Origin of the sequence: Amycolatopsis sp. NBRC 101858, from assembly GCF_030269325.1 — a bacterium.
Lineage (GTDB): Bacteria > Actinomycetota > Actinomycetes > Mycobacteriales > Pseudonocardiaceae > Amycolatopsis > Amycolatopsis ponsaeliensis.
This window is the reverse complement of record NZ_BSTD01000001.1, coordinates 92,520-115,951: the sequence shown is the minus strand read 5'-3', so window position 1 is coordinate 115,951 and position 23,432 is coordinate 92,520. Positions and strand designations below refer to the sequence as shown.

At 71.8% G+C, this 23,432-nt stretch carries 21 protein-coding genes; 10 read left to right on the top strand and 11 right to left on the bottom strand.

What is annotated here, in order from left to right:
• Window positions 1-22: 22 nt before the first annotated feature.
• On the top strand, window positions 23-1,375 hold the full coding sequence (locus QSK39_RS00500) for a TrpB-like pyridoxal phosphate-dependent enzyme (protein ID WP_285475673.1): 1,353 nt from the start codon (window positions 23-25) through the stop codon (window positions 1,373-1,375).
• Between the two features lie 21 nt (window positions 1,376-1,396).
• Here the strand turns inward: QSK39_RS00500 and QSK39_RS00495 are convergent, their stop codons facing one another.
• A complete protein-coding gene (locus QSK39_RS00495; protein ID WP_285475672.1) occupies window positions 1,397-2,671 on the bottom strand; it encodes a diguanylate cyclase in 1,275 nt (424 codons plus the stop codon).
• Window positions 2,672-2,880: 209 nt separating this feature from the next.
• Between QSK39_RS00495 and QSK39_RS00490 the strand changes: the two genes are divergently transcribed.
• The gene (locus QSK39_RS00490; protein ID WP_284740912.1) at window positions 2,881-3,165 is read left to right on the top strand and encodes a hypothetical protein; all 285 of its coding nucleotides are present in this window, start codon (window positions 2,881-2,883) and stop codon (window positions 3,163-3,165) included.
• A 30-nt stretch (window positions 3,166-3,195) separates the two neighbouring features.
• On the opposite strand, the gene QSK39_RS00485 is transcribed toward QSK39_RS00490, so the two are convergent.
• From QSK39_RS00485 to araD, 3 genes are all read right to left on the bottom strand, one after another.
• The gene (locus QSK39_RS00485) at window positions 3,196-4,395 is read right to left on the bottom strand and encodes an MFS transporter (protein ID WP_285477888.1); all 1,200 of its coding nucleotides are present in this window, start codon (window positions 4,393-4,395) and stop codon (window positions 3,196-3,198) included.
• 43 nt (window positions 4,396-4,438) lie between these two features.
• On the bottom strand, window positions 4,439-6,235 hold the full coding sequence (locus tag QSK39_RS00480; RefSeq protein WP_285475671.1) for a VanW family protein: 1,797 nt from the start codon (window positions 6,233-6,235) through the stop codon (window positions 4,439-4,441).
• Between the two features lie 129 nt (window positions 6,236-6,364).
• Window positions 6,365-8,077: an L-arabinonate dehydratase gene (gene araD, locus QSK39_RS00475; RefSeq protein ID WP_285475670.1), complete on the bottom strand. Its 1,713-nt coding sequence runs from the start codon at window positions 8,075-8,077 to the stop codon at window positions 6,365-6,367.
• 76 nt (window positions 8,078-8,153) lie between these two features.
• Here araD and QSK39_RS00470 point away from each other — a divergent pair, with 76 nt between their 5' ends.
• From QSK39_RS00470 to QSK39_RS00460, 3 genes are read left to right on the top strand one after another with little or no spacing between them, the layout of a single operon-like run.
• On the top strand, window positions 8,154-8,807 hold the full coding sequence (locus tag QSK39_RS00470) for a GntR family transcriptional regulator (RefSeq protein WP_285475669.1): 654 nt from the start codon (window positions 8,154-8,156) through the stop codon (window positions 8,805-8,807).
• Complete coding sequence (locus QSK39_RS00465; RefSeq protein WP_285475668.1) at window positions 8,804-9,295, top strand: metallophosphoesterase family protein; 492 nt, start codon at window positions 8,804-8,806, stop codon at window positions 9,293-9,295. The genes QSK39_RS00470 and QSK39_RS00465 overlap by 4 nt, the downstream gene beginning before the upstream one ends.
• A 9-nt stretch (window positions 9,296-9,304) precedes the next feature.
• Window positions 9,305-10,291 carry a PHP domain-containing protein gene (locus QSK39_RS00460; RefSeq protein WP_285475667.1) on the top strand — a complete coding sequence of 329 codons (987 nt, stop codon included), beginning with the start codon at window positions 9,305-9,307 and terminating at the stop codon, window positions 10,289-10,291.
• Here the strand turns inward: QSK39_RS00460 and QSK39_RS00455 are convergent.
• From QSK39_RS00455 to QSK39_RS00445, 3 genes are all read right to left on the bottom strand, one after another.
• Window positions 10,281-10,838, bottom strand: a complete 558-nt coding sequence (locus QSK39_RS00455; protein WP_285475666.1) for a L,D-transpeptidase family protein — start codon at window positions 10,836-10,838, stop codon at window positions 10,281-10,283. The two genes, QSK39_RS00460 and QSK39_RS00455, sit on opposite strands and share 11 nt — an antisense overlap.
• Window positions 10,838-11,683, bottom strand: a complete 846-nt coding sequence (locus QSK39_RS00450; RefSeq protein WP_285475665.1) for a chitosanase — start codon at window positions 11,681-11,683, stop codon at window positions 10,838-10,840. Before QSK39_RS00450 ends, QSK39_RS00455 begins: the two co-directional genes overlap by 1 nt.
• A gap of 208 nt (window positions 11,684-11,891) precedes the next feature.
• The gene (locus QSK39_RS00445) at window positions 11,892-12,482 is read right to left on the bottom strand and encodes a TetR/AcrR family transcriptional regulator (RefSeq protein WP_285475664.1); all 591 of its coding nucleotides are present in this window, start codon (window positions 12,480-12,482) and stop codon (window positions 11,892-11,894) included.
• A 66-nt stretch (window positions 12,483-12,548) separates the two neighbouring features.
• On the opposite strand from QSK39_RS00445, the gene QSK39_RS00440 reads away from it, so the two are divergent.
• The gene (locus QSK39_RS00440) at window positions 12,549-14,021 is read left to right on the top strand and encodes a flavin-containing monooxygenase (RefSeq protein ID WP_285475663.1); all 1,473 of its coding nucleotides are present in this window, start codon (window positions 12,549-12,551) and stop codon (window positions 14,019-14,021) included.
• Window positions 14,002-14,829, top strand: a complete 828-nt coding sequence (locus tag QSK39_RS00435; RefSeq protein WP_285475662.1) for an SDR family oxidoreductase — start codon at window positions 14,002-14,004, stop codon at window positions 14,827-14,829. Before QSK39_RS00440 ends, QSK39_RS00435 begins: the two co-directional genes overlap by 20 nt.
• Here the strand turns inward: QSK39_RS00435 and QSK39_RS00430 are convergent.
• The 4 genes from QSK39_RS00430 to QSK39_RS00415 form a co-directional block, all read right to left on the bottom strand.
• Window positions 14,802-15,734 carry a hypothetical protein gene (locus tag QSK39_RS00430; RefSeq protein WP_285475661.1) on the bottom strand — a complete coding sequence of 311 codons (933 nt, stop codon included), beginning with the start codon at window positions 15,732-15,734 and terminating at the stop codon, window positions 14,802-14,804. The genes QSK39_RS00435 and QSK39_RS00430 overlap by 28 nt on opposite strands.
• Before the next feature lie 79 nt (window positions 15,735-15,813).
• Window positions 15,814-17,898 carry a M4 family metallopeptidase gene (locus tag QSK39_RS00425; RefSeq protein ID WP_285475660.1) on the bottom strand — a complete coding sequence of 695 codons (2,085 nt, stop codon included), beginning with the start codon at window positions 17,896-17,898 and terminating at the stop codon, window positions 15,814-15,816.
• 126 nt (window positions 17,899-18,024) lie between these two features.
• On the bottom strand, window positions 18,025-19,185 hold the full coding sequence (locus QSK39_RS00420; protein ID WP_285475659.1) for a saccharopine dehydrogenase family protein: 1,161 nt from the start codon (window positions 19,183-19,185) through the stop codon (window positions 18,025-18,027).
• Window positions 19,186-19,419: 234 nt separating this feature from the next.
• The gene (locus QSK39_RS00415; protein ID WP_285475658.1) at window positions 19,420-20,055 is read right to left on the bottom strand and encodes a GOLPH3/VPS74 family protein; all 636 of its coding nucleotides are present in this window, start codon (window positions 20,053-20,055) and stop codon (window positions 19,420-19,422) included.
• Window positions 20,056-20,230: 175 nt separating this feature from the next.
• Here QSK39_RS00415 and QSK39_RS00410 point away from each other — a divergent pair, with 175 nt between their 5' ends.
• The 3 genes from QSK39_RS00410 (at window position 20,231) to QSK39_RS00400 (ending at window position 23,374) form a co-directional block, all read left to right on the top strand.
• Window positions 20,231-21,706 (top strand): APC family permease, encoded by a 1,476-nt coding sequence (locus QSK39_RS00410; protein WP_285475657.1) that lies wholly within the window; start codon window positions 20,231-20,233, stop codon window positions 21,704-21,706.
• A 48-nt stretch (window positions 21,707-21,754) separates the two neighbouring features.
• On the top strand, window positions 21,755-22,918 hold the full coding sequence (locus tag QSK39_RS00405) for a lactate 2-monooxygenase (RefSeq protein WP_285475656.1): 1,164 nt from the start codon (window positions 21,755-21,757) through the stop codon (window positions 22,916-22,918).
• A 117-nt stretch (window positions 22,919-23,035) separates the two neighbouring features.
• The gene (locus QSK39_RS00400; protein ID WP_285475655.1) at window positions 23,036-23,374 is read left to right on the top strand and encodes a hypothetical protein; all 339 of its coding nucleotides are present in this window, start codon (window positions 23,036-23,038) and stop codon (window positions 23,372-23,374) included.
• Window positions 23,375-23,432: the final 58 nt, after the last annotated feature.

Genomic DNA, 23,432 nt, shown 5'->3' with positions numbered 1-23,432 from the left:
AAGTGCCGACCAAGGAGGTTCGATGGCTGAGAAGACCAAGTACATCCTGGACGAAGACGAGCTGCCGACCCAGTGGTACAACGTCATCCCCGACCTGCCGGAGCCGCCGCCCCCGCCGCTGCACCCCGGCACCCGGGAGCCGGTCGGCCCGGACGACCTGGCCCCGCTCTTCCCGCAGGCGCTCATCGCCCAGGAAGTGACGACTGATCGCTATGTCGACATCCCGGAGGAGGTCCGAGAGGTCTACCGGCTCTGGCGGCCGTCGCCGCTGTTCCGGGCCCGCCGGCTGGAGAAGGCGCTCGGCACCCCGGCACGGATCTACTACAAGTACGAAGGCGTCAGCCCGGTCGGCTCGCACAAACCGAACACCGCCGTGCCGCAGGCGTTCTACAACGCGGCCGAAGGCGTCACCCGCCTGACCACCGAGACCGGCGCCGGCCAGTGGGGGAGCGCGCTCGCGTTCGCCTGCGCCCAGTACGGGCTGGAGTGCGAGGTCTGGCAGGTCCGCGCGTCCTACGACCAGAAGCCCTACCGCAAGCTGATGATGGAGACGTTCGGGGCGACCGTCCACCCGAGCCCCTCCGAGCTGACCGAGTCCGGCCGGGCGATCCTCAAGGAGCACCCGGATTCGACGGGCAGCCTCGGCATCGCGATCAGCGAGGCCGTCGAGCAGGCGGCCCAGGACCCGGACGCGCGGTACGCGCTGGGCAGCGTCCTCAACCACGTGCTGCTGCACCAGACGATCATCGGCGAAGAGGCGCTGAAGCAGTTCGAACTGGCCGGGGACACCCCGGACGTGCTGGTCGGCTGCACCGGCGGCGGATCGAACTTCGGCGGGCTCGCGTTCCCGTTCCTGCGGGAGAAGCTCGCCGGCCGGATGGATCCGGTGATCCGCGCGGTCGAGCCGGCCGCGTGCCCGTCGCTGACGCGCGGGAAGTACGCCTACGACTTCGGCGACACCGCCGGGCTCACGCCGTTGCTGAAGATGCACACGCTCGGCCACGACTTCATCCCCGACCCGATCCACGCGGGCGGCCTGCGCTACCACGGGATGTCGCCGCTCATCTCGCACATCTACGAGCTCGGGCTGATCGAGGCGATCGCGATCGGGCAGCAGGAGTGCTTCTCGGCGGGCGTGCGGTTCGCGCGGGCCGAGGGCATCATCCCGGCACCGGAGCCGACGCACGCGCTGGCCGCGTGCATCCAGGAAGCGTTGCGGTGCAAGGAAACCGGCGAGGAGAAGGTGATCCTCACGGCGCTGTGCGGGCACGCGCACCTGGACCTGCCGGCGTACGGCGCTTACCTCGCCGGGGACATGGTGGACAACGAGCTGTCGGCGGCCACGCTCGACGCGTCGCTGGCCGGCCTCCCGTAGCGCCCGGCTCGCCCGGAGACCTCAGAGGACGTCGGGGATCTCCGGGCGGGACAGCTCGGTGCGGGTGTCGGCCAGGACCACCCGGTCGCGGCCCGCCGCCTTCGCCTCGAACACCGCGTCGTCCGCGGCCTGCAGCAGGATCGTGTACTCCGTCGCCGTTTCCGGGTACACCGCCGCGCCGATCGACGCGGTCAGGCCGTCGATCACCTCGGGCTTGCCCGGGCGGATCACCGGGACCGGCACCTCGATCCGGGCGATCGCCGCGCGGATGCGGTCCGCGATGGACACGATCTCCGCGCTCGTCGCGCCCGGGAGCAGCACCACGAACTCGTCGCCGCCGAAGCGGCCGACGTAGTCGCCGCCGCGCACGCAGCCCTGGATCGCCGCCGCGATCGCGCGCAGGACCTCGTCGCCCGCCAGGTGGCCGTTGCCGTCGTCGATGGCCTTGAAGTGGTCCAGGTCGATCATCAGCACGCCCGCGGTCGACGACAGCTCCGCGGCGCGCGCCAGCTCGTTGCGCGCCAGCTGGACCCAGAACTCCGGCGCGAGCAGCGCGGTCTTGGAGTCCGTGCGCGCGGCGGCCTGGAACTGCGGCAGCAGCAGGCCGATGTGCAGCGCCACCGGCGTCACCATGAGCACCGGCAGCAGCCACGGCCGGACCGTCATCACCAGCGCGATCCCGCAGCCGACGCCGACCGCGGCCAGCACGATCAGCACGTCCGACGGGTTCCCGAACGCCTGCCGCGGCGGCTTGCCCGGGTTGCTCATCAGGATGGCGAGGATGACCAGGACGTAGTTGAGTCCGAAGTAGACGATCCCGGCCAGCAGCAGCGCGGTCATCCCGCCGAAACCGTCCAGGTAGGGCACGTACGGCGCCAGGTGCCCGGTGCCGGCCGACAGCACGGCACCCGCCGCGAAACAAGCGAGGATGACGGTGGCTCCAGAAAACACTTTCCGGTGAATCACGCCCCGTCGCTTGTAGACGCGCACCCACGCGTGGGCGTAGCTGACCACGATCACGAGCGTGGCCAACGGCGGCGGCAGCAGGAGCAGGCCGGCGAAGATCCAGATCGACTGCAGGTGCATGTGCGGCCGGCCGTCGGCGGCGAGCTCGCGGATGCGCTCGATGCGTTGTGCCGCTTCGAGGTGCACGATCTCGCCGGCCAGGATCAGGCCGCACCAGAGGAGGGACTGGGTGGTGACCGGCACGAGCGCGGCCGTGGAGACGACCGCGACCAGCGCCAGCGCGTCGACGATGAGGACGTAGCCGAACACCGGAGCGGTCAGCTTCCACATCGCCCACGTTCGGATACCTGATCGTGGACGTTCTGAGCTGGGCTTTCGCCCTTGGGACCCGGACAATCCCACGAAACGCCCTTCTGGTCAGGACGGAACCCCTTCGCGGAAATCGTCACTGTAATCGAATGAACGCGGTGTGTCACTAGGCTGGTCGGGCTACCGTCCGGTCACGCACCGTGCAAGATCCCATCCGAACAGGAGAAATCATGTCGCACTTCCTGCCCAACGCGAACATCGTCCCGTCCCGGCGTCGCGCGCAGCGGCCGACCGACTGGACGCGGCAGCTCCCCACCGACTGGACCCGGTCGATCCCGACGGACTGGACCCCGCGGCAGCTGCCGACCGACTGGACCGCGCGCGAACTGCCCACCGACTGGACCGTCCGCGAGCTGCCGACCGACTGGACCCGTCCCGGCGTCTCGTCACCGCTGCCGCAGTGCCCGACGGACTGGACCCCGCGGCAGATCCCGACGGACTGGACCCGGTCCTGAACCCTGCCCGGTGACCGGCACCCGTGCCGGTCACCGGGGTTCCGGTTGCGCACGCCGCCACAACGTCGCCGCGCCGAGGGCGGCCACCACGCCGATCGCCCCGGCCCCGGCGACGACCCCGTGCGGCGCCGCGCGTTCGGCCGCCAGCCCGGCCAGCACCACGCCCAGCCCCTGCGACACCCGCAACGCCGTCAAGGCGAAGCCGAACGCCTGCGCGCGCTGGGTGTCCGGGGTCAGCTGGACGAACGTCGTGTTGGCGATGAGGTTGTACGAGCTGGCCACTCCGGACAGCGTCAGCAGCGCCAAGGTGGCCCCGAGGTCCGGCCGCAGCGCGCACCCCAGCAACGCGGCGCACGCCAGCACCGCCAGCGGCCCGAGCAGCCGGCCGCGCCGCTCGGCGGGAATCCGCGCCAGCGCGGCCATCCCGATCACGTTCCCCAGCGCGTACGCCCCGAGCAGCAGCCCGACGACCACCGCGCCGCCGCCGAGCTCCGCCGCGTACGGCGCCGCGATCGCCTCGCCCGCGATGTAGATCCCCGACACGCACCCCAGCGCGACCAGCGCGAGCCGGCGCCGGTCGCCGGCCACGACCGTGAACCCCGCCCGCACGTGCTGCCACCAGCGGACGCCCGAAGACTCCCGCGGTGGCCGGGACCGGACGCCGGTGACCAGGAACAGTGCCGAGGCCGCGAAGCTCGCCGCGTCCGCGAGCAGGGCGCCGCCGGTGCCGATGGCCGCGACCAGCAGCCCGCCGAGGGCGAACCCGGCGACCTGGCCGGCCTGGACGAGCATCATCAGCAGGCCCATCCCGGGCACGAACGTCTCACCCGGCAGCACCTGCGGCAGCAGTGCGGCGCGCGCGGAGTTCCAGACGGGGTTGAACAGCTGGACGCCGATGAGCAGGGCCGCGACCGCCGGCAACGGGAGGCCGGGCAACGCCATCACGGCGACCGCCAGCGCGCGCACGACGTCGGCCAGGACCATCACCGCGCGCGGCGGGTGGCGGTCGGCCAGCCCGGACAGCAGCGGCCCGCCCACGAGGTCCGGCAGGAACGTCAGCGCGTAGGTCAGCGCCGCCCAGCCGGGCGAGTTCGTCCGGTCGTAGACGAGGATCGACAGCGCGACCCGCGCGAGCTGGTCACCGGTGACCGAGACGAGCTGGGCGGAGAACAGCGCCCGGAACTCGGCCACCGCCAGGACGTCCCGGAACCCCACCGCGCGCGCCACCATGGGCACCCACGGTACCTCCGCGGGTGCTCAGCGTGAACGGCCGTTAGGAGGGCTCGCAGGTGATTTTCGGCTGCGGGTTGTAGCGGACGTTGCGGGTCGATCGGCTGACCTCACGGCCGGTCGCCGCGTCCTTCAGCACTCGGGTGTCGCTCGTGGTGAAGCCCGGCGCGCCGTTGGACGCGTGGCAGTTCTCCGCCGGGCCCGGCTTGGTCGGCGGGTCGGTCGGGTTGGAGCGGCCGCCCGGGATCGACTCGACGGTGTAGCGCTTGGTGCCCCACAGCTTCACGGTGATCGACGACGGCGACCAGATCGTCTGGATCGCGATGCCGGTCGGCGAGTCGTTGGTGAACTTGATGTCGATGACGCTGGCGCCGTTGGGGTTCTGGAACACCGTCGCCTCGCGCGCGGCGGGGTAGCGGCTGATGTAGTAGCTGTGTTCCTTGTGCCCCGCGTCCTTCATGCCCGAGAAGTACGACGCGTTGTACAGCGTCGTCGCGAACTGCGAGATGCCGCCGCCGACCTCGCGCGCCGGGGCACCGTTCTCGATCACGCCGGCCTCGACGTAGCCCTGCGGCTTGCCGCGCGGGCCGGTGAACCCGTTGAGGCTGAAGGTTTCCCCGGGCTTGACGATCGCGCCGTTGACCTTCTGGGCGACGACGCGGATGTTGGTGCCGGAGTCGGCCGCGAAGCCGCCGGTGGTGAACTCGCCGACGACCTCCTTGACGCCCAGCTGGTTCGCCTGCTCGGTCGTCACCTTCGCCGGGCTGTCCTTGTAGACCGCGGCGACCTCGCGGCCGTCGGTCTTCTTGAGGACGTCGGGCAGCGGCTTGAGGCTCGGGTCCCAGTCGATGGTCCGGCCGTCGGTGGACGGGTCGACCGTCGGCTTGCCGCCTTCGAAGACGATGGTCGCCTCCTTGCCCTCCTTCTCGGTGGACTTCAGCTGCGGCCCGGCGGCTTCGGCGATCTTGCCGTTGTCGATCTTCGGGGTCAGCCCGCCGCCGTCGGCGGGCTCGAAGCTCAGCGCCGCGGCGATCGCGTCCGGCTTCACGGTGGCGTTCTTGCCGTCGCCCTTGACCACCAGCGGGCCGGAGACGGCCGGGCGCGCGAACTGCTCCAGCGCGGCCTGGACGCCTTCGGGCGTGGTCCGGACCGGCGTGCTGGTGACGGGCAGCGCCAGGGTCTCCCCGCGCGCCCACTTCTCGACGACGGCGGCCTTCGCGGCCTCGACGTCGAGCTTCTGCCCGGGCTTCGGCGCGACGGCGACCGGGTTCGTGCCCTCGAACTTCACGGTGCCCTCGGCGGGCTCGCGGTCGACTTCGCCGCGGAGGCTGTCGAGGGCGGCGGCGAGCTTGGTTTCGTCGGCGTGGCTGACGACGCCGACCTCGCGGCTGGAGAACAGCGACGCGAGCCGCGTGAACGGGTTCAGCGGCTGCTCGCCGGCCTGGTCGAGGGTCTGCGGCCAGTCGAGCTTCAGCCCGGCGATGGTCGGCGACAGCGAGCCCTGGACGTCGCCGGCCGTCACGGCCAGCGGACGGGTGAGCCGCGGCTCGATCTGCCCGCGCAGCTCCTGCTCGGCGGCCTGGCGGTCCATCCCGCCGACGTCGATCCCGGCGACGGTCACCCCGCGCGGGACGCTGCCCTGGCTGACCAGCAGGTCGATGCCGTAGATCGCGACGAGCACGGCGAAGGCGCCGCCGGCGATCAGCCCGGTCTTGCGCAGGTTGATCCGCCGGGCGAGCTTCTGGGCCGGGGTGAGGGCCGGTTCCGGCTCGGGCCGGACGACCGGCAGGACGTCCGTCTGCTCACCGTGTGACTCGGGCCAGCGCGGTTCGTACGGCAACTCTCCACCCCTTCAACGCGGCACCGGATCGCGCCGGTGACGACGTCAGCGTACGGGGCACCCGGACAAGCCGTACGACTCGCCCTAACGGGGGATGAACCGGTCACGTCCGGCGAACGGACGGGGTACTCAGCGGGCGTCGGGTTCGGGATTCGCGCCCGCCCGGGCCAGGAAGTCGAAGTCACAGCCTTCGTCGGCCTGCGTGATGTGCTCGCTGTAGAGCGCGCCGTAACCGCGCTCGAACCGGGGCGGCGGCGCCACCCACGACTCCCGGCGCTTCGCCAGTTCCTCGTCGGGCACCTCGAGCCGCAGGACCCGCGACGGAACGTCCAAGGTGATCAGGTCGCCGTCGCGGACCAGCGCCAGCGGGCCGCCGACGTGCGACTCCGGCGCCACGTGCAGCACGCACGCGCCGTAGCTGGTGCCGCTCATCCGCGCGTCGGAGATCCGGACCATGTCGCGGACGCCCTGCTCGAGCAGGTGCGCGGGGATCGGCAGCATCCCGTACTCGGGCATCCCGGGACCGCCGAGCGGCCCGGAGCCGCGCAGCACCAGCACCGAGTCCGCGGTGATCGCCGGGTCGTCGATCCGCTTCTTGAGGTCCGGGTAGTCCTCGAACACCACGGCCGGCCCGGTGTGCGTGAGCAGGTGCGGTTCGGCGGCGATGTGCTTGATCACCGCGCCCGACGGCGCCAGGTTGCCGTGCAGCACCGCGACCCCGCCCTCGGCGGCCAGCGGGTTGTCCCGCGGCCGGATGACGTCGTCGTCGTGCACCTGCGCGGCCGAGAGGTCCGCGCCGAGCGTGCGGCCGGTGACGGTGGGCCGGTCGAGGTGCAGCAGGTCGGTCAGCCGCGACAGCAGCCCGGGCAGGCCGCCCGCGTAGTAGAAGTCCTCCATCAGCCACGTGCCGCCCGGGCGGATGTTCGCCAGCACCGGCACGCGCCGCGCGAGAGCGTCGAAGTCGGCCAGCGAGACCGGGATCCCGCTGCGCCCGGCCATCGCGATCAGGTGGATCACGGCGTTGGTCGACCCGCCCAGCGCCAGCACGGTCGTGATCGCGTCGGCGTAGGCCCGCTTGTCCAGGACCTGCGTGATCGTCAGGTCCTCCCAGACCATGCCGACGATCCGCGCGCCGCTCGCCGCGGCCATCCGGTGGTGGGCCGAGTCGACGGCGGGGATCGACGCGGCGCCCGGCAGCGTCATGCCGAGCACCTCGGCGGCCGACGTCATCGTCGACGCCGTCCCCATCGTCATGCAGTGCCCGGGCGAGCGCGCGAGGCCGCGCTCCAGTTCGGACATTTCGGCGTCGCCGATCAGCCCGGCGCGCTTGTCGTCCCAGTACTTCCACATGTCGGTGCCGCTGCCGAGGACCTCGGTGCGCCAGTGCCCGCGCAGCATCGGCCCGGCCGGGACGAAGATCGCGGGCAGCCCGGCGCTGGCCGCGCCCATCAGCAGGGCCGGCGTGGTCTTGTCGCAGCCGCCCATCAGGACGGCGCCGTCGATCGGGTAGGACCGCAGGATCTCCTCGGTCTCCATCGCGAGGAGGTTGCGGTAGAGCATCGGGGTCGGCTTCTGGTAGGTCTCCGACAGCGTGGCCACCGGGAACTCCAGCGGGAAGCCGCCGGCCTGCCAGACGCCGCGCTTGACCTGCTCGGCGCGTTCGCGCAGGTGCATGTGGCAGGGGTTGATGTCCGACCACGTGTTGAGGATGCCGATGACCGGTTTGCCGAGGTGCTCTTCCGGGTTGTAGCCGAGCTGGCGGCTACGGGCGCGGTGGCTGAAGTTGCGCAGTTCGTCGCCGCCGAACCACCGGTGGCTGCGGAGCTCCTCGGGTGCTTTCATGCGATCCAGTATGGCATCTGATATATGATCTCGGGGGCCTGGTTGAATGGACTTCGACACGATGTGAGGGAGCACCATGACGGGGACGTTCAGCCTGCCCGCCTCCCGGACCGAAGTGGTCCTGGAGGAGATCCGCCGCGGCATCCTCACCCGCGAGCTGGTGCCCGGCCAGCCGCTCGTCGAAGCGGAGCTGGCCGCGCGGCTCGGCGTGTCGAAGACGCCGGTGCGCGAGGCGCTCAAGGTGCTCTCCAACTCGGGCCTGGTCACGTTCAGCCCGTACAAGGGCGCCTCGGTGGTCCTGGTCGACGCCGAGCTCGCGAAGTCCGTCTACGACGTGCGGATGGTCCTGGAGCCGGAGGCCGTCCGCCGGACCGTCGCCCAGCACGACACCGCCCTGCTCGACGACGCGGCGGAGGCGCTCAAGGAGGCCTCGACCGCCATCGCGGACAAGGACCAGGCCGCGCTGAGCCTGCTCAACCGCCGCTTCCACCGCGCCCTCTACCGCGGCTGCGGCAACCCGCTGCTGGTCTCGATCCTCGACGACCTCAAGGACCGCGCGGCGCTCATCAGCGTCGTCGGCTGGGAGGCCAACCCCAGCTGGAAGAAGGAGTGGACCGAGCACAAGGCCGTCCTCGCGGCGGCCAAGAAGGGCGACGCCGACGGCGCGGCCGCCCTCCTGCGCGACCACATCGGCGGGTTCCTGGACCGGGTCCTCAAGGCCATCGGATGAGGCTGCTGCTCATCTCGGACACCCACGCCCGCGCGCTGCCGGAGCAGGTGTGGGCCGAGGTGACCGCGGCCGACGTCGTCGTGCACGCGGGCGACTGGGTCGAGCCGGATCTCCTGGACGAGCTGGAAGCGCGCGGCAAGCGGCTGATCGGTGTCCACGGCAACAACGACGGTGCCGACCTGCGGGCGCGGCTGCCGGAGATCGCCCGGGCGGACCTCGACGGCGTGCGCCTGGCCGTGGTCCACGAGACCGGCGCGAAGCAGGGCCGTGAGCAGCGGTGCGACGCGCAGTTCCCGGACACCGACGTGCTGGTCTTCGGGCACAGCCACATCCCGTGGGACACGACGACCCCGGCGGGCCTGCGGCTGCTCAACCCCGGTTCGCCGACCGACCGCCGCCGCCAGCCGTTCTGCACCTACCAGACGGCCCGGATCTCGCAGGGTGCGCTGGTGGACGTTGAGCTGCACGAACTGCCCCCGAGGGGGTAGACAGGTCCCATGGAGCCGGCATGGGCGTTGCGGGAGATCGCGTTCCAGCTCGAACGCGCGGGAGAGCCGACCTACCGCGTGCGCGCGTTCCGGAACGCGGCCGCGACCGTCGACAAGACCGATGCCGGGCAGCTGAAGCAGCTGGCCGAGAACGGCACGCTGACCTCGCTGCCCGGCATCGGGAAAGCCACCGCCGGCGTCATCGAGGACGCGCTGGCCGGCCGCGACCCCGCGTATCGGGGCAAGATCGTCGAGAAGGAGCTGCCTTCCGGCGAGCCGCTGCGCTCGGCGTTGCGCGGCGACTGCCACACGCACTCCGACTGGTCCGACGGCGGCAGCTCGATCGGCGAGATGGCCGTCGCGGGGCGGGAGTTGGGCCACGACTGGATGGTGCTGACCGACCATTCGCCGCGGCTGACCGTCGCGAACGGCCTTTCGCCGGACCGGCTGCGGACGCAGATGCAGATCGTCGCCAAGGCCAACGAGCTGATGGCCCCCTTCCGGCTGCTGCAGGGCATCGAGGTCGACATCCTCGACGACGGCTCCCTCGACCAGGAAGAGGAATTGCTGGGGGAGCTGGACTTCGTCGTCGCGAGCGTGCACTCGAAGCTGCGGATGCCGGCGCGGGACATGACCCGGCGGATGCTCGCCGCGGTGCGGAACCCGCACGTCCGGGTGCTGGGGCACTGCACCGGACGGCTGGTCGTCGGGAAGGGCCGCCCGCAGTCCGAGTTCGACGCCGAGGCGGTGTTCACGGCGTGCCGCGAGAACGGTGTCGCGGTGGAGATCAACTCGCGCCCGGAACGGCTCGACCCGCCGATGAAGCTGCTGCGCCTGGCCGCGGAGATCGGCTGCGAGTTCGCCATCGACAGCGACGCGCACGCACCGGGCCAGCTCGACTGGCAGGGCTACGGCTGCGAGCGTGCGATCGAGGCGGGCATCGGGCCGGAGCGGATCATCAACACCCGCACGGCGGAGGAACTGCTCACCCGCTGATCTCGATGACGGGGTGTCTCGCCGGATCGAGCCAGCGCAGCAGGACTTCGAGGTCGGGCTTCGGGATCGCGACGCAGCCCGCGGTCGGCCTGCCGTCGGCGACGTGCAGGAAGAACGCCGAACCGGCGCCGGGGACCACGGGGTCGCGGTTGTAGTCGATGACGACGGCGTGGGCGTAGGCCGGGCCGGCCGCGCCGAGGTTCTCCCCGGCCGTCTCGTCGAACGGGCAGGTGCCGGCAGTGCCGGAGAAGTGCGTGTTGTAGCAAGGGGAATCGACGTCGGACACCCACCAGTCGGCGGTGGTGACCCGGCGGTAGGGCAGCCGGGTTTCCACCGGCTCGGTGCCGAACGCCTCGGTCAGCGGCCACACGCCGGCCGGGGTGTGCGCGGTCGACTCACTGGCCCGGCCGACGCCGTCGCGCCCGATCCACGCGGGGATCGGGCCGAGCACACGGATCCGGCCGGTCGCGGTGCGTTCCCAGGCGGTGAGGACGGCGGTGGCCGCCGTCGCTTCGTCCGCGACGACGGCCACCACCTGCCTGCTCATCAGTTGATCGTGTACGAGTCCCCGTAGACCTTCCACTTCAGCGGGGTGTGCAGGTCGAAGTTGCCCGCGTTGAGGAACACCAGCTGCTCGGTGTCGACGCGGGAGGTGTCGGCGTGCGCCTCCTCCTGCTTCATGATGACCTTGCGGGCGTCGAAGAACGCCTTGAGGTAGGTCGTCTCGTTGCCGCCCTGCGCCGGCGTCTTCGCCTTCTTCATCGCGGCCTTGCGGATGCCGCCGAAGCTGTCGGAGCTGTCGCCGGGGCCGTGCATGACGATGGCGTCGTAGTAGGCGAACTGGCCGAGGTTGCTCAGGCCGTCCGACTTGCCCTGGCTCACCGCCGGGTTGAAGTACACGCGGTCGCGTTCGCTGTTCTGGGCGTTCTGGAACTCCGTGGTGGCCGCGGCCTGCTTCCACGCGCTCTCGAACGCCGAGCCGAGCCCGCTGTGCGAGTCGGTGCCGTTCACCTTGCGCAGCGCGGGAAGGTACTTGGCGAGCGGGTTGTTCGGGACCGAGTTCGTGTACGCCTCGACGAGCTCGAGCATGTCGCCGGTGCCGGAGCAGAACCCGATGATGCCCGCGGTGTAGCCGCGGCCGTCACCGATGTCCTCGATGTACTTGTACTGCGCTTTCCAGTCCAGCGAAGAGTTTTCCGCGCTGGAGACCAGCTTCATCGCGATCTCCTTCTTCGCCGCGACCGAAAGGTCGCCGACGGCGAGGGCGTTCGCGCTGGTCGCGGCCAGTGGAGCGGGAGCCGCGGTGGAGAGTGCGGGGGTGGTGATCACGAGGGCGGCTACCGAGGCCGCGCCGAGCGCGCCGATGAGAACCGGCCGCAACTTCTTGCTCATGGGAAACCCTTTCCGCGGGGGCGGCCGTGGGGGAGCACGGCCCTTTTCGAAATGGTGCTGCGGCGTAGCGCCACGGTAGCGAAGGGTGAAGGGCTTCACAAGGGGCGGAAGATGTTCACGTTCCTGAACAGCGCGTTTCCGTCCTCAAAGGACTCGGATTCGGCAATTAGGTAAATCCGGGAAGGGAAAGCAGACTATTTCGCCGGGATCAGCGGCCGCCGGCGAACAGGCGGATGACGTCGGGCAGGACGTTGACCGGGATCGTCGGGTCGATCGCGCGCTGGACGCCGAGGCCGATGCCGAGGCTCAGCAACGCCGTCGCGGCCTCGTCGGGCGGCATCGGGAGCGTGATCCCGAACCGCTCGGCGTACCCGGTGAGCAGGCCGGCGATGGTGTCGCGGATGGCCTTGTCCCGCGCGGCCAGCTCGGCGCGCACGTGCGGGTTGCGCCGGGCGTTCGTGGCGAACTCGACTTCCAGCGCGGTCCACGCCTCGTCGCCGATGCTGTGCTCGGCCCAGGTCTGGAGCGCCGCCAGCAGCCCGTCCATCCCCTCGGCGCCGACGAGCGCCCCGGCGACCAGGGCGACCTGCTCGTCGTGGATCCGGTCGAGCACCGCGAGGCAGAGCTCGTCCTTGTTGCGGAAGTTCGAGTACACCGCGCCCTTCGAGTACCCGGCCTCGTCGGCGACCTTCTCCAGCGACGTCACCGAGTAGCCGTCGCGCAGGAAGAGCTGCTTGGCGGTCTCGATGAGCTGTTCGCGGGTGCGCGCCTGGCTTTCCGCGCGGGTGAGTCGGGCCATGCGACCACTCTAGTCAGGTGTGGAATCGGGGTACCGTCAGTATTGAGATACTGCTAGTCTCCGAAAATGGAACAACGCCACTTCGCGGTCCTCGTCGTCGGTGCCGGGGCGTCCGGGCTGGGTGCGGCCATCCGGCTGGGCCAGGCCGGCGTCGACGACCTCGCCGTGCTGGAGAAGGCCGACGCGCTCGGCGGGACCTGGCGCGACAACACCTACCCGGGCTGTGCCTGCGACGTCCCGTCCGCGCTGTACTCGTACTCGTTCGCGCCGAATCCCGGGTGGACGCGGGCGTTCGCCGGGCAGGCCGAGATCCGCGCGTACCTGGCGGACACCGCGTCGCGGTTCGGGGTCACGTCGAAGATCCGCTACGGCATCGAAGTGACGCGGGCGCAGTGGACCGGTTCGGTGTGGGAGCTGGAGACGACCCGGGGGCCGTACACCGCGCGGATCCTGGTCGCCGGCACCGGGCCGTGGCACGAGCCGCTGATCCCGGACCTGCCGGGGCTCGCGGACTTCCCGGGCGAGGTCTTCCATTCGGCGCGCTGGAACCACGACTACGACCTGGCGGGCAAGCGGGTCGCGGTGATCGGCACCGGCGCGTCGGCGGTCCAGTTCGTCCCGCGCATCGTCCCGGAGGTGGGGCGGCTGCACCTGTTCCAGCGCACGGCGCAGTGGGTGCTGCCGAAGCCGGACCACCCGGTGCCGGGCGTCGAGCGGTTCCTGCTGCGGCGGTTCCCGGCGCTGCAGCGGGCGTTGCGCGGCGCGGAGTACGGGGCCATGGAGACGCTCGGGTTCGGGTTCCGGCACCCGTGGCTGCTGCGGCAGGTGCAGAAGATCGGGCTGGCGCACCTCCGGCTGGCGGTGCGCGACCCGGCGCTGCGCCGCGCGTTGACCCCGGACTACACGCTCGGCTGCAAGCGGCTCCTGATGTCGAACACCTACTACCCGTCGCTGACCCGGTCCCATGTGGACGTTCATCCGACGGCGGTGCGTTCGGTGTCCGGCAGCCGGGTGATCGGCGCGGACGGGTCGGTGTCCGAAGTGGACGCGATCATCTTCGGCACCGGCTTCCACATCCTCGACATGCCGGTGTCGTCCCGGGTGTTCGACGCGGACGGCCGCAGTCTCGACGACCACTGGAAGGGCAGCCCCCAGGCGTACGCGGGGACGACGGTGGCCGGGTTCCCCAACCTGTACCTGCTGCTGGGCCCGAGCTTGGGGACGGGTCATTCGTCGGCGTTCATGATCCTGGAGGCCCAGCTGCGGCACACGGTTTCGGCGGTGACGCGGACGTTGGGTTCGGGGTGGGGTTCGGTTTCGGTGCGGGCGTCGGCTCAGGAGGCGTTCAACGCGGAGGTCCAGGCGGCGCTGCCGGGCACGGTGTACCAGTCCGGCGGGTGTTCGAGTTATTACACGGACGTCAATGGGCGCAACAGTTTCAGCTGGCCGTTTTCGACGGGACGGTTGCGGTCGCGGGTGGGTTCGTTCGACGAGAGCGACTACGAGATCGGGAGGGTCCATGCGGTATCCGGCGATTGAGGTCCGCGGCGCGGTGGTCGCGATCACCGGCGGCGCCAGGGGGATCGGCCGCGCGACGGCGGCGGAGTTCGCCGCGCGCGGGGCGACCGTATGTGTCGGTGACCTCGATGCGACCTCGGAGGTGCTCCCGCTGGACGTCACGAACCGCGAGTCCTTCGACGCGTTCACGGCGGCGGTGACCGAGCGGTTCGGGCGGATCGACGTCCTGGTCAACAACGCGGGCGTGATGCCGCTGGGTGACTTCCTCGAGGAGCCGGACTCCGTGGGCCGCACGACCCTGGACGTCAACGTGCTGGGGCTGGTGCACGGGCTGCGGTCGGTGCTGCCGGGGATGATCGCGCGCGGGCGGGGGCACGTCGTGAACGTCGCGTCGATGGCCGGGAAGATCCCGCTGCCGGGGATGGCGGTGTACAACGCGAGCAAGTTCGCGGCGGTCGGCCTGACGGCGGCGGTCCGGCGCGAGTACGCGGCGTCCGGGGTCAGTCTCAGCGCGGTGCTGCCGAGCGCGGTCCGCACCGAACTGGCCTCCGGCGTACGGCTGGGCGGCGCACTGCCCACAGTGGACCCGGAAGACGTGGCCAAGGCGATCGTCGGGACGTTGAGGACCCGCCGAGCGGAGACGGCGGTCCCGAGGTGGCTCGCCGGCTGGGACCTCCTGGCCGCCCTCGTCCCGGAAGGCTTGATGACCCTCGCCCGCAAGGCAATCGGCGACGACCGTGCGCTGACCGAGCTCGACTCCGCTGCCCGGGCGGCGTATGTCCGGCGTGTCGGGGAGCAGGTTCAGTCCCACTCCCAGCACATGCCGTAGACCCCCGGCTGCGCGTCGAGCACCGCGATGTGGCTCGTCGAACTCGGTCCCACCGGGAGTTCCGGCCGGTCCGGCGCCGGCGAGCCCTCGTGCGGCCGGTGGTAGCGGTAGCACCGCACCGGCACCGCCGCCGGGTCGAAGCACGCCTGCAGGACGATCTGCCGGGCCGGGGCGCGCACGCCGAACTGCAGGTAGCTCGTCTCCGGCGGCGTTCCGTCATAGCCGAACTCGAAGTCGAACACGTACGTCTCGCCCGCCCGCAGCGGGTAGTCGAAGCGCAGCTCCAGGGCCACCAGCTCGGAATCCGCGTCGCGGCGGACGCGGCCCGGGCGGCAGCAGTGCGCCGACCGCAGCACCGGCTGGTGGCCGCCGCCGTCCTGGGGACGGAAGAACGACACCCAGCGGTCGACGCCGTCCGCGCGGCTGGTCACCACCAGCTCCGTGCGGACCGACCGCTCGGTGCGGTCCGGGCCCAGCGTCGCCCGCTGGTGCACCGACGCCAGCGCCAGCCGCGCGTTGCCGTCGAGGTCGATGCCCTCGCACGAGGCCAGCTCGGTCGGCTCCGAACCCAGCGCGCTGGCCAGGCTCACGCCCCCGGGCCACAACGCAGCGGAGCGCACCCGCGGCCGCGTGACCAGCGCGGTCAACGTGTCCGCGGGCAGGCCGAGGCAGCCTTCCGCGACGCCCACCGCGTGGAGCGAACGGTGTCCTTCGGGGTGCCGCCGGCCGCGGCGCCAGTAGCTCAGCGTCGCCAGGCTGACCTGGGCGCCGCGGCCGGCCATCCGCCGCTGCAGGGCCTCCAGGCTCAGCCCCCGGTGCCGGATCGCCAGGTCGAAGGCCACCTCGAACGGTCCTTCCCGGATCGCTGCGGCGACCGCGGTGTCGTCCTCGGGGAACGCTTCCATTCGGGTAAGCATGAATACCGGACGCATCCGGCGCAACGAGGCCTGCCACCAAAGTAGGGGGCAGGCCTCGTCGGGGGGATCAGCCGAGCGTGACCGCCGTGTCGTCCACGGCGAACGACGTCTGCAGCGACTGGTCCTCCGTCCCGGCGAACTTCAGCGTGATCGTCTGGCCCGCGTACGAAGACAGGTCGAGCGTCTTCTGCGCGTACGCCGAGTTCCGGTCGAGGTTCGAGTACGTCGCCAGCGTCGTCGAGCCCGCGGACACGACGAGCTTGTCGTACGCGACGTTCTCGGTCTCCGCCGTCCACACGCGCAGCCAGAACGTCAGGCTCGCCCGGCAGCCGGCGGGGATGGTGACCGCCTGCGAGAGCGTGTCCGTGTGCGCCGAGCCCCAGCCGCCGAGCCAGGAGTCGTAGCTGCCCGAGCGCGCCGGCGCCTGGCTGCCCCACTGGCCGATCGTCGCGTTCGGGTCGGTCCACGACGCCTTGCCGGACTCGAAGCCCGGGTTCTGCACCGGCTGGCCACTGCACCCGCCCGGGGGAGGCGTGGTGGTCGTCGGCGGGGTGGTGGTCGTGGTCGGCGGCGTCCCGCTGCACGTCGGGTCACCGGACTGGGCCGGGACGCTCACCGCGTTCCACGCCGCCTTCACGGCGTCGAACTCGGCGCAGCTGTCCGGGTACAGGTTCTTCGCGGCCTGCAGCGTCCACGTCCGGTACCGCAGGTACGAGCTGCCGGACGTCTTGAGCTGCACGGCGCCGTGCATGATGTTGATCGCCTTGCGGATGCCGATGCCGGCCACCGTGCTGTTGTTGCACGTCGAGCTCGCCGGCTGCCCGTTGGTCGGGTTGCTGCCCTCGGCGAGCAGGTAGAACCAGTGGTCGCCGGGCCCGGCCGCCTTGTGCACCTCCGCGTTCGGCGTGGAGCTGGAGTAGCAGTTCGGGTCGCCGACCTTCGACGGGTCGTACATGTACCGGATCGCGCCGGTGCCGACCAGGTTGACCTCTTCGCCGATCGCGTAGTCGGGCGGGTCGTACTGCGACGGCTCGTTCGCGTAGAACTCCGTCGCCGTGCCGAAGGTGTCGGCGATGAACTCCTGGGTGCCGCCGCCGGAGAAGCCGCCGGAGCCGGAGTAGTCGTCGATGCCGTGGCCCATCTCGTGGCCGAGGATGTCCAGCGAGCCGACCCACTCGCCGCTCGGGTTGTGCCCGAGGTTCACGTACGCCGGGCGCGAGTTGTAGTAGTACGCGTTCTCGTCGTCGAGGCCGACGCGGATCTTCCACGCGCCGCCGTTGCCGGTGAAGCCGTTGCGGCCCACCCACTCCGAGAGCATCTTCTTCTCGGTCTGCGCGACGAACAGCGCGTCCGCGCAGCCGGTTTCGATGTTCGTGCCGGTGCCGTTGCCCCAGCTGTCGTCCGGTCCGGTGAGGACGGTGTCGCTGCTGTAGTTGCGGCAGTCCAGGTTGGCCGTGTTCGGGTCGGCCATCGAGTACGTGCTGCCGGACTTCGTCGTGTTCAGCGCCAGCGGCGACGGCCCGTTCCACTTCCCGGTGCCGGTGCCCGCGGCGACGTGCTGCACGGTCCGCAGCACGCGCCCGTCCACGGCGTCGACGTAGACGCTCAGGCTGCTCGGCTCGCCGTGCTCGTCGGTGCCTTCGACGTTGCTCTCGTACGCGAGCCGCCCGCTGCCGTCGGCGACCACGACGAGCTTCCCGCCGGGCAGGCTCTTCGGCCCGCGGACCTGCCGGCGCGCCACGGCTTCGGCCTGCGCGGCGGTGAGCTTCGCGCCGTGGACGTCGAGGTCGCCCAGGGTGTGCTGCTGCGCGACGGAAGTGGTCTTCACGGTGCCGGCGGCGTCGGTGGCGATGACGAGGTCGCCGCCGATCACCGGCAGGCCGTCGTAGGTGCGGTCGTAGACGACGTAGGACAGGCCGGCCGCCGAACGCACGTCACGCTGGACGAACTTGTCGTGCGTCCCGGCGAACAACGCGGCCGGCCGGGCGTTGACGAGCCCGGCTGCCGCGCTAGTGGCGTTGGCCTGGGCCTGCGCGGCGGACGGAGGTGGCTCGGGGGCGGGCTGCGCGGGCGCGGCGACGGCGATGCCGACCACCACCATGCCCGCCGCCGTCGCCCCGCCGAGCGCGGCGAACCGTTGCGGCAATCTCATGACGCTCCTCGGGAAAACGCGATGGGGGAAGGGAGAACCCGATCGACGCTAACCGCGGCCGAGGAGCGGCAGAAGATTCATCACAGCGGCAAACTTTCACGCCGCGGCACTGTGAAAGCGTGAAAGTCAGAGGGTCGCGAACCGCATCCCCGCTTTGGTGAGCCGGTCGATCAGCGCGTCGCCCATCGCCGTCGCCGTGGTCACCTGGCCCGCCGTTTCCGGGAGGTCGTCGGTCGCGAGGCACAACGCCGATTCCGCGAGCATCTTCGCCGTTTCGTCGTAGCCGGGATCGCCGCCGGACACCTCCGTCACGACCCGCGAGCCGCCACCTTCGCCGATGAACCGCACCGAGAACCACGACCGGGCACGGCGTTCGGGGCTCGGGCCGTCGCCGGGGGCCAGCAGCCGCGAAAGCCCGCGCCGTGCGGGCGGCACCTGGGCGGCCGCGAACAGCGCGCCGACGCCGAGCGCGCCGCCGGCCAGCACCGGCAGGTGCTTGACCGCGGCGAAGTGCCGGTAGGTGAAGTCCGGCCCGTAGCGCTCGGACGCGGCCGCCGACCGGCGGACGATCTCGGGGTCGATCGTGGGCAGCGGCACCGCCCACCAGCCCGCGTCGGCGACCCGGTGCGGCCGGCCGAACGGCGCCCGCGAGAACCGGCCGGCGGGCCGGGGCTCGGCGGCCGTGCGCTCCTTCGCGACCCGCGCCCCGGCCGGCAGCCGGGACATGATGGTCAGCGCGCTGAGGAACGTCCCGCCCGAGGGCATCCCGCTGGCCCGGACGTAGCCGTCGACCTTCAGCGGCACGCCTTCCGGCAGCTGCTTCACGGTGAAGTACGCGCCGAGGTCGTGCGGGATCGAGTCGAACCCGCAGGCGTGCACCAGCCGCGCGCCGGTCTCGCGGGCCCGCCGGTCGTGCGCGAGGTACATCCGGTCGACGAACTCGGGCTCGCCGGTCAGGTCGACGTAGTCGGTGCCGGCCGCGGCGCAGGCGGCCACCAGCGGTTCGCCCTGCGTCAGGTAGGGGCCGACGGTGGTGATCACGACTCTGGTGGCCTCCGCGACGGCCCGCAGCGACGCCGGATCACCGGAGTCGGCGACCAGCAGGTCGAGGCCGGCGAACCGGTCGTCGATCTCCGCGAGCCGCGCCCGGACGGCTTCGAGCTTGCCGCGGTTGCGGCCGGCCAGGGCCCAGCGCAGGTCCGCGGGCGCGTGGCGGGCCAGGTACTCGGCCGCCAGCCCACCGGTGAACCCGGTGGCGCCGAACAGGACCACGTCGTGCGCGCGCATGTCTCCTCCAGGGGACGTCGACGGCGGACGCGCCCAGGTTACCCGCGAGTCACATCCGGCACCGATGTCGATGACGCCCGCCACACCGCGGCGTCGCTTCCGGTCGCCGATCCCGTGGACGGCCGCCGCGGGGGATTTCCGGTCGCCGGCGCGGGCGACGGTTGCGGTGATCCGGCGGGTCGTGCCGGCCGGCGCCTCGCTTCCCGCCGCTGATCCGGCCGACGCTCGCCCCGGTTACTTCCGGTCGCCCGTGTAAACGACCGCCGCCGCGACCGCGGCCACCCCGGCGACCACGTCCGAGATGCGGCGCGGCAGGCCGTGGTGGGTGTCCTCCATCCACGCGCGCACCTGCGCCCGGCCGAGCTCCGGCCGGCACAGGTCGTCGACCCCCGCCGTCCACGCCAGCAGCGCCAGGCACGCCGCGTGCGGGTCGGGCCGGTCGACGCCGAACACCGCCGCCCGCGCCTTGCTGCGGGCCGCCGTCGAGACGAGCAGGTCCTCCGGCGGGTAGCGGTGGCGGCGCCGCAGGAGCATCGGGGCCTGCCGGACGAGCCCGAGCGCGACGAGGTTCCCGGCGGCGACCGACGGCAGTTCCCCGCGCAGGTGGTCCACCCAGTCGCGCACGCTGTGCGTCCCCGTTTCCGAAACGATTTCGGAAAACACGTGATCGGCCGTCGGAATACCCGCGGGCCGTCCCGCGATCGCGCGGACCTTCCGGTTCTCGACCGTGATCCGGTCGGTGAAGAGCAGGTCGCACAGCGCCGCGCCGGCGAGGCCGATGCCCAGCGACGTCCGGCTGAGCGACGGGCGCCCGGTGAACTCGTCGTGCCCGAGGAAGAAGAAGGAATCGACCAAGGTGAGCCGGCGCATGACGGAAAAGGGCCCCCTGGGCGGTCGCGGTGAGGATGCCGAAGATAGCGGTCCGGCCTCGCGACGCTTTCGGTGCCATCACGTTTTACCCCGAACGGACGTACCGCCGTCCCGCGCGCACCCCCTACTCTGGGGCGCCGCGCCCAAGATCACCTACGGGCGCGGGGGAAGGTTCATGGGTACCCAGTCACCGGGGCGCGGCCTCGGGAAGCGGCGGCTCGGCGCCGTCCAGATCGTCTTCTTCGTCGTCGCGGCCGCCGGTCCGCTGTACGCGATCGCCGGCGGGGTCTCGGCCACGTACGGGGTGACCGGCAGCATCGGCGTGCCGTTGTCGTTCGTGCTGCTGGCCCCGGTCCTCGCGCTGTTCGCCGTCGGGTACGCCGCGATGAGCCGGTACGTGACGAACGCCGGCGCCTTCTACCCCTATGTGGCACACGGGATCGGGCGCTCCGCGGGCACCGCCGTCGCCTACGTCACGGTGCTCGCGTACAGCTGCATCCAGACCGGCATTTTCGGCTTGTTCGGCCTCTCCTTTTCGACCTGGCTGAACGCGAAGTTCGGGTGGCACCTGCCGTGGTGGCCGGTCGCGCTGCTGATGGTGCTGGTCGTCGGCGCGGGCGGTGTGCTGCGGATCGATCTCGACGCGAAGGTGCTCGGCGTGGCGCTGGGCCTCGAGGTCGCGGTGCTCGCCGTCCTGAACTTCGCGCTGTTCAGCCACCCGGCCGGGGGCTCGGTTTCGTTCGCCCCGCTGACGCCGTCGAGCCTCTTCACGGCCGGGGCCGGCGCCGTTCTCGCGTTCTCCATCGCGGTTTTCCTCGGCTTCGAAGGCGCCGCGACCTACGGCGAGGAGTCCCGCGACCCGCGCCGGACGGTCGGCCGCGCGACGTACGCCGCGATCGGGCTGACCGCCGTCCTCTACATCGTCTCCTCGCTCGGGATGGCCGTCGCGACCGGTCCGGACGACATCGTCGAACGCGCGGTCGCCGAGGGCCCGGGCCTGCTGTTCGGGCTCGGCGGCCGGTACGTCGGCACGGCGTTCGCCGACACGGCGTACGTGCTCTTCCTGACCAGCCAGTGCGCCGCCCTGCTGAGCCTCCACAACGCCGTCGCGCGGTACTTCTTCGCGGTGGGCCGGGAAGGGCTGCTGCCGGAGGGCTTCAGCCGCACCAGCAAGCGCACCGGCGCGCCGATCGGCGGCTCGCTGGTCCAGACCTCGATCGGCATCGTCGTCGTCGCGCTCTTCGCGCTGGCCGGGCGCGACCCGTTCACCGAACTGTTCACCTGGACCGGCGTCACCGCTTCGACCGGCGTCACGATCATCATGATCGCGGTGTCGCTGTCGGTCATCGGGTTCTTCCGCCGCCGCCCCGGGCAGGAGACGTGGTGGCGGCGCGCGGGCGCGCCCGCGCTCGCGGCGGTGACGCTGACCGCGGTCCTGGTGCTGATCATCGCCGACTTCGATGTCCTGCTCGGCTCGGCGGGCACGGTCCCGCTGCTGCGCTGGGGCCTGCCGGGGTTGCTGATGCTCGCCGGGCTCGCCGGCTTCCTGCGGGCCGAGGCGCTGCGCACCCGGCGACCGGAGGTCTACGCGGGGATCGGCGGCCCGCTGCGCGAGGGCGAGCTCGTGGAGGCGCGGCGTGCTCCGGCCTGAGCCGTTACCGGCGGGTACAGTGCGCGTTCGAACGCGAGGAGGAAGCCCGTGACCGAACGCTTCGGCAGCTACCAGAACGAGCTCTACCTGCAGGGACTCGGTGGGGTGCTGCCGCCGTGCTCGACCGACGCGACGAAGCTCGAAGCGTCGGCCCGCGAGGTCATGGCGCCCGGCCCGTTCTCCTACGTCGCGGGCTCGGCCGGCTCCGGCGCGACCGCCCGCGCCAACCGCGAGGCGTTCGACCGCTGGCGCGTCGTGCCGCGGATGCTCACCGGCGCCACCGACCGCGACCTCTCGACCACAGTGCTCGGCACCCGGCTGGCCGCGCCGGTGGCCGTCGCGCCCGTCGGCGTCCAGTCGATCGTCCACCCCGACGCCGAGTCCGCGACCGCCCGCGCCGCCGCCTCGACCGGGCTCCCGTTCATCCTGTCCACGGCGTCGTCCACCGGCATCGAGGCCGTCGCCGAGGCCAACGGCGACGGCCCGCGCTGGTTCCAGCTGTACTGGCCCGGCGACCCGGACGTCTGCGCGAGCCTGCTGGCCCGGGCGAAGGCGGCCGGCTACACGGCGCTGGTCGTCACGCTCGACACGTGGACGCTGGCCTGGCGGCCGTCCGACCTGGACCAGTCGTACCTGCCGTTCCTGCAGGGCGAGGGGCTCGCCGTCCCGTTCACCGACCCGGTGTTCCTGTCCCGGCTGGAGAAGACGCCGGAGGAGGACCGCGGCACGGCGATCCTGACGTGGATCGGCATGATCACCGGCACCGACCGGACGTGGGACCAGCTGCCGTTCCTGCGCGAGCACTGGGACGGCCCGATCGTCCTCAAGGGCATCCAGCACGTCGCCGACGCACGCCGCGCGGCCGAGGCCGGAATGGACGGCATCGTCGTGTCGAACCACGGCGGCCGCCAGGTCGACGGCGCGATCGGCGCCCTGGAAGCGCTGCCCGGGATCGTCGCGGCGGTCGGCGACCGCCTGGAGGTGCTGTTCGACTCGGGCGTCCGCACCGGCGCGGACGTGCTGAAGGCGATCGCGCTCGGCGCGCGGGCGGTGCTGGTCGGCCGGCCGTGGGTGTACGGGCTGGCGCACGCGGGCGAGGACGGCGTCCGCCACGTCCTGCGCAGCCTGCTGGCCGACTTCGACCTGACGATGGGACTTTCCGGCCACCGCACCCTCGCCGACCTGGGCCCGGACTCGCTCCAGCGGACGTGAGGTAACAAAACGGGAAAACCGGGGACTTCGGGGAACCCGGCCGCTATCGTTCGAGTCCCATTGCGGGCCGTCGGGGCGGCCGGCTTCCCGGTTTTCCTTTCCTGTTGGGGGTTTTCCATGTCCATCATGGTGCGCATCGGTGCGCTCTTCGCGTTCCTCGGCTTCGGCTCGCTCGTCCTCAGGCAGCTCGGCCGCACGTTCATCCTGATCGAGTGGGCCGACGACATGCAGCCGGTGTTCGGCATCGCACTCGGCGTGGGCGGTCTGGTGCTGATCGCGGCCGGGCTGCTGCTCGGGCGGAAGAAGTCCGCGCCGCAGCCACAGCAGCAGTTCGCCCAGCAGCCGCCGGCGCCGGGTGGGCAGTTCCCGGGTCAGCAGCCCTACCCCGGCGGCCAGCCGCAGCAGCAGTACCCGGCCCAGCAGCAGTACCCGCAGCAGCCCGGCCGGCAGGGCTGAGCTCGGCCTCGACGGCCCCGCGCCACCCCGGTGCGGGGCCGTCGGCGTGCGCCCGGTC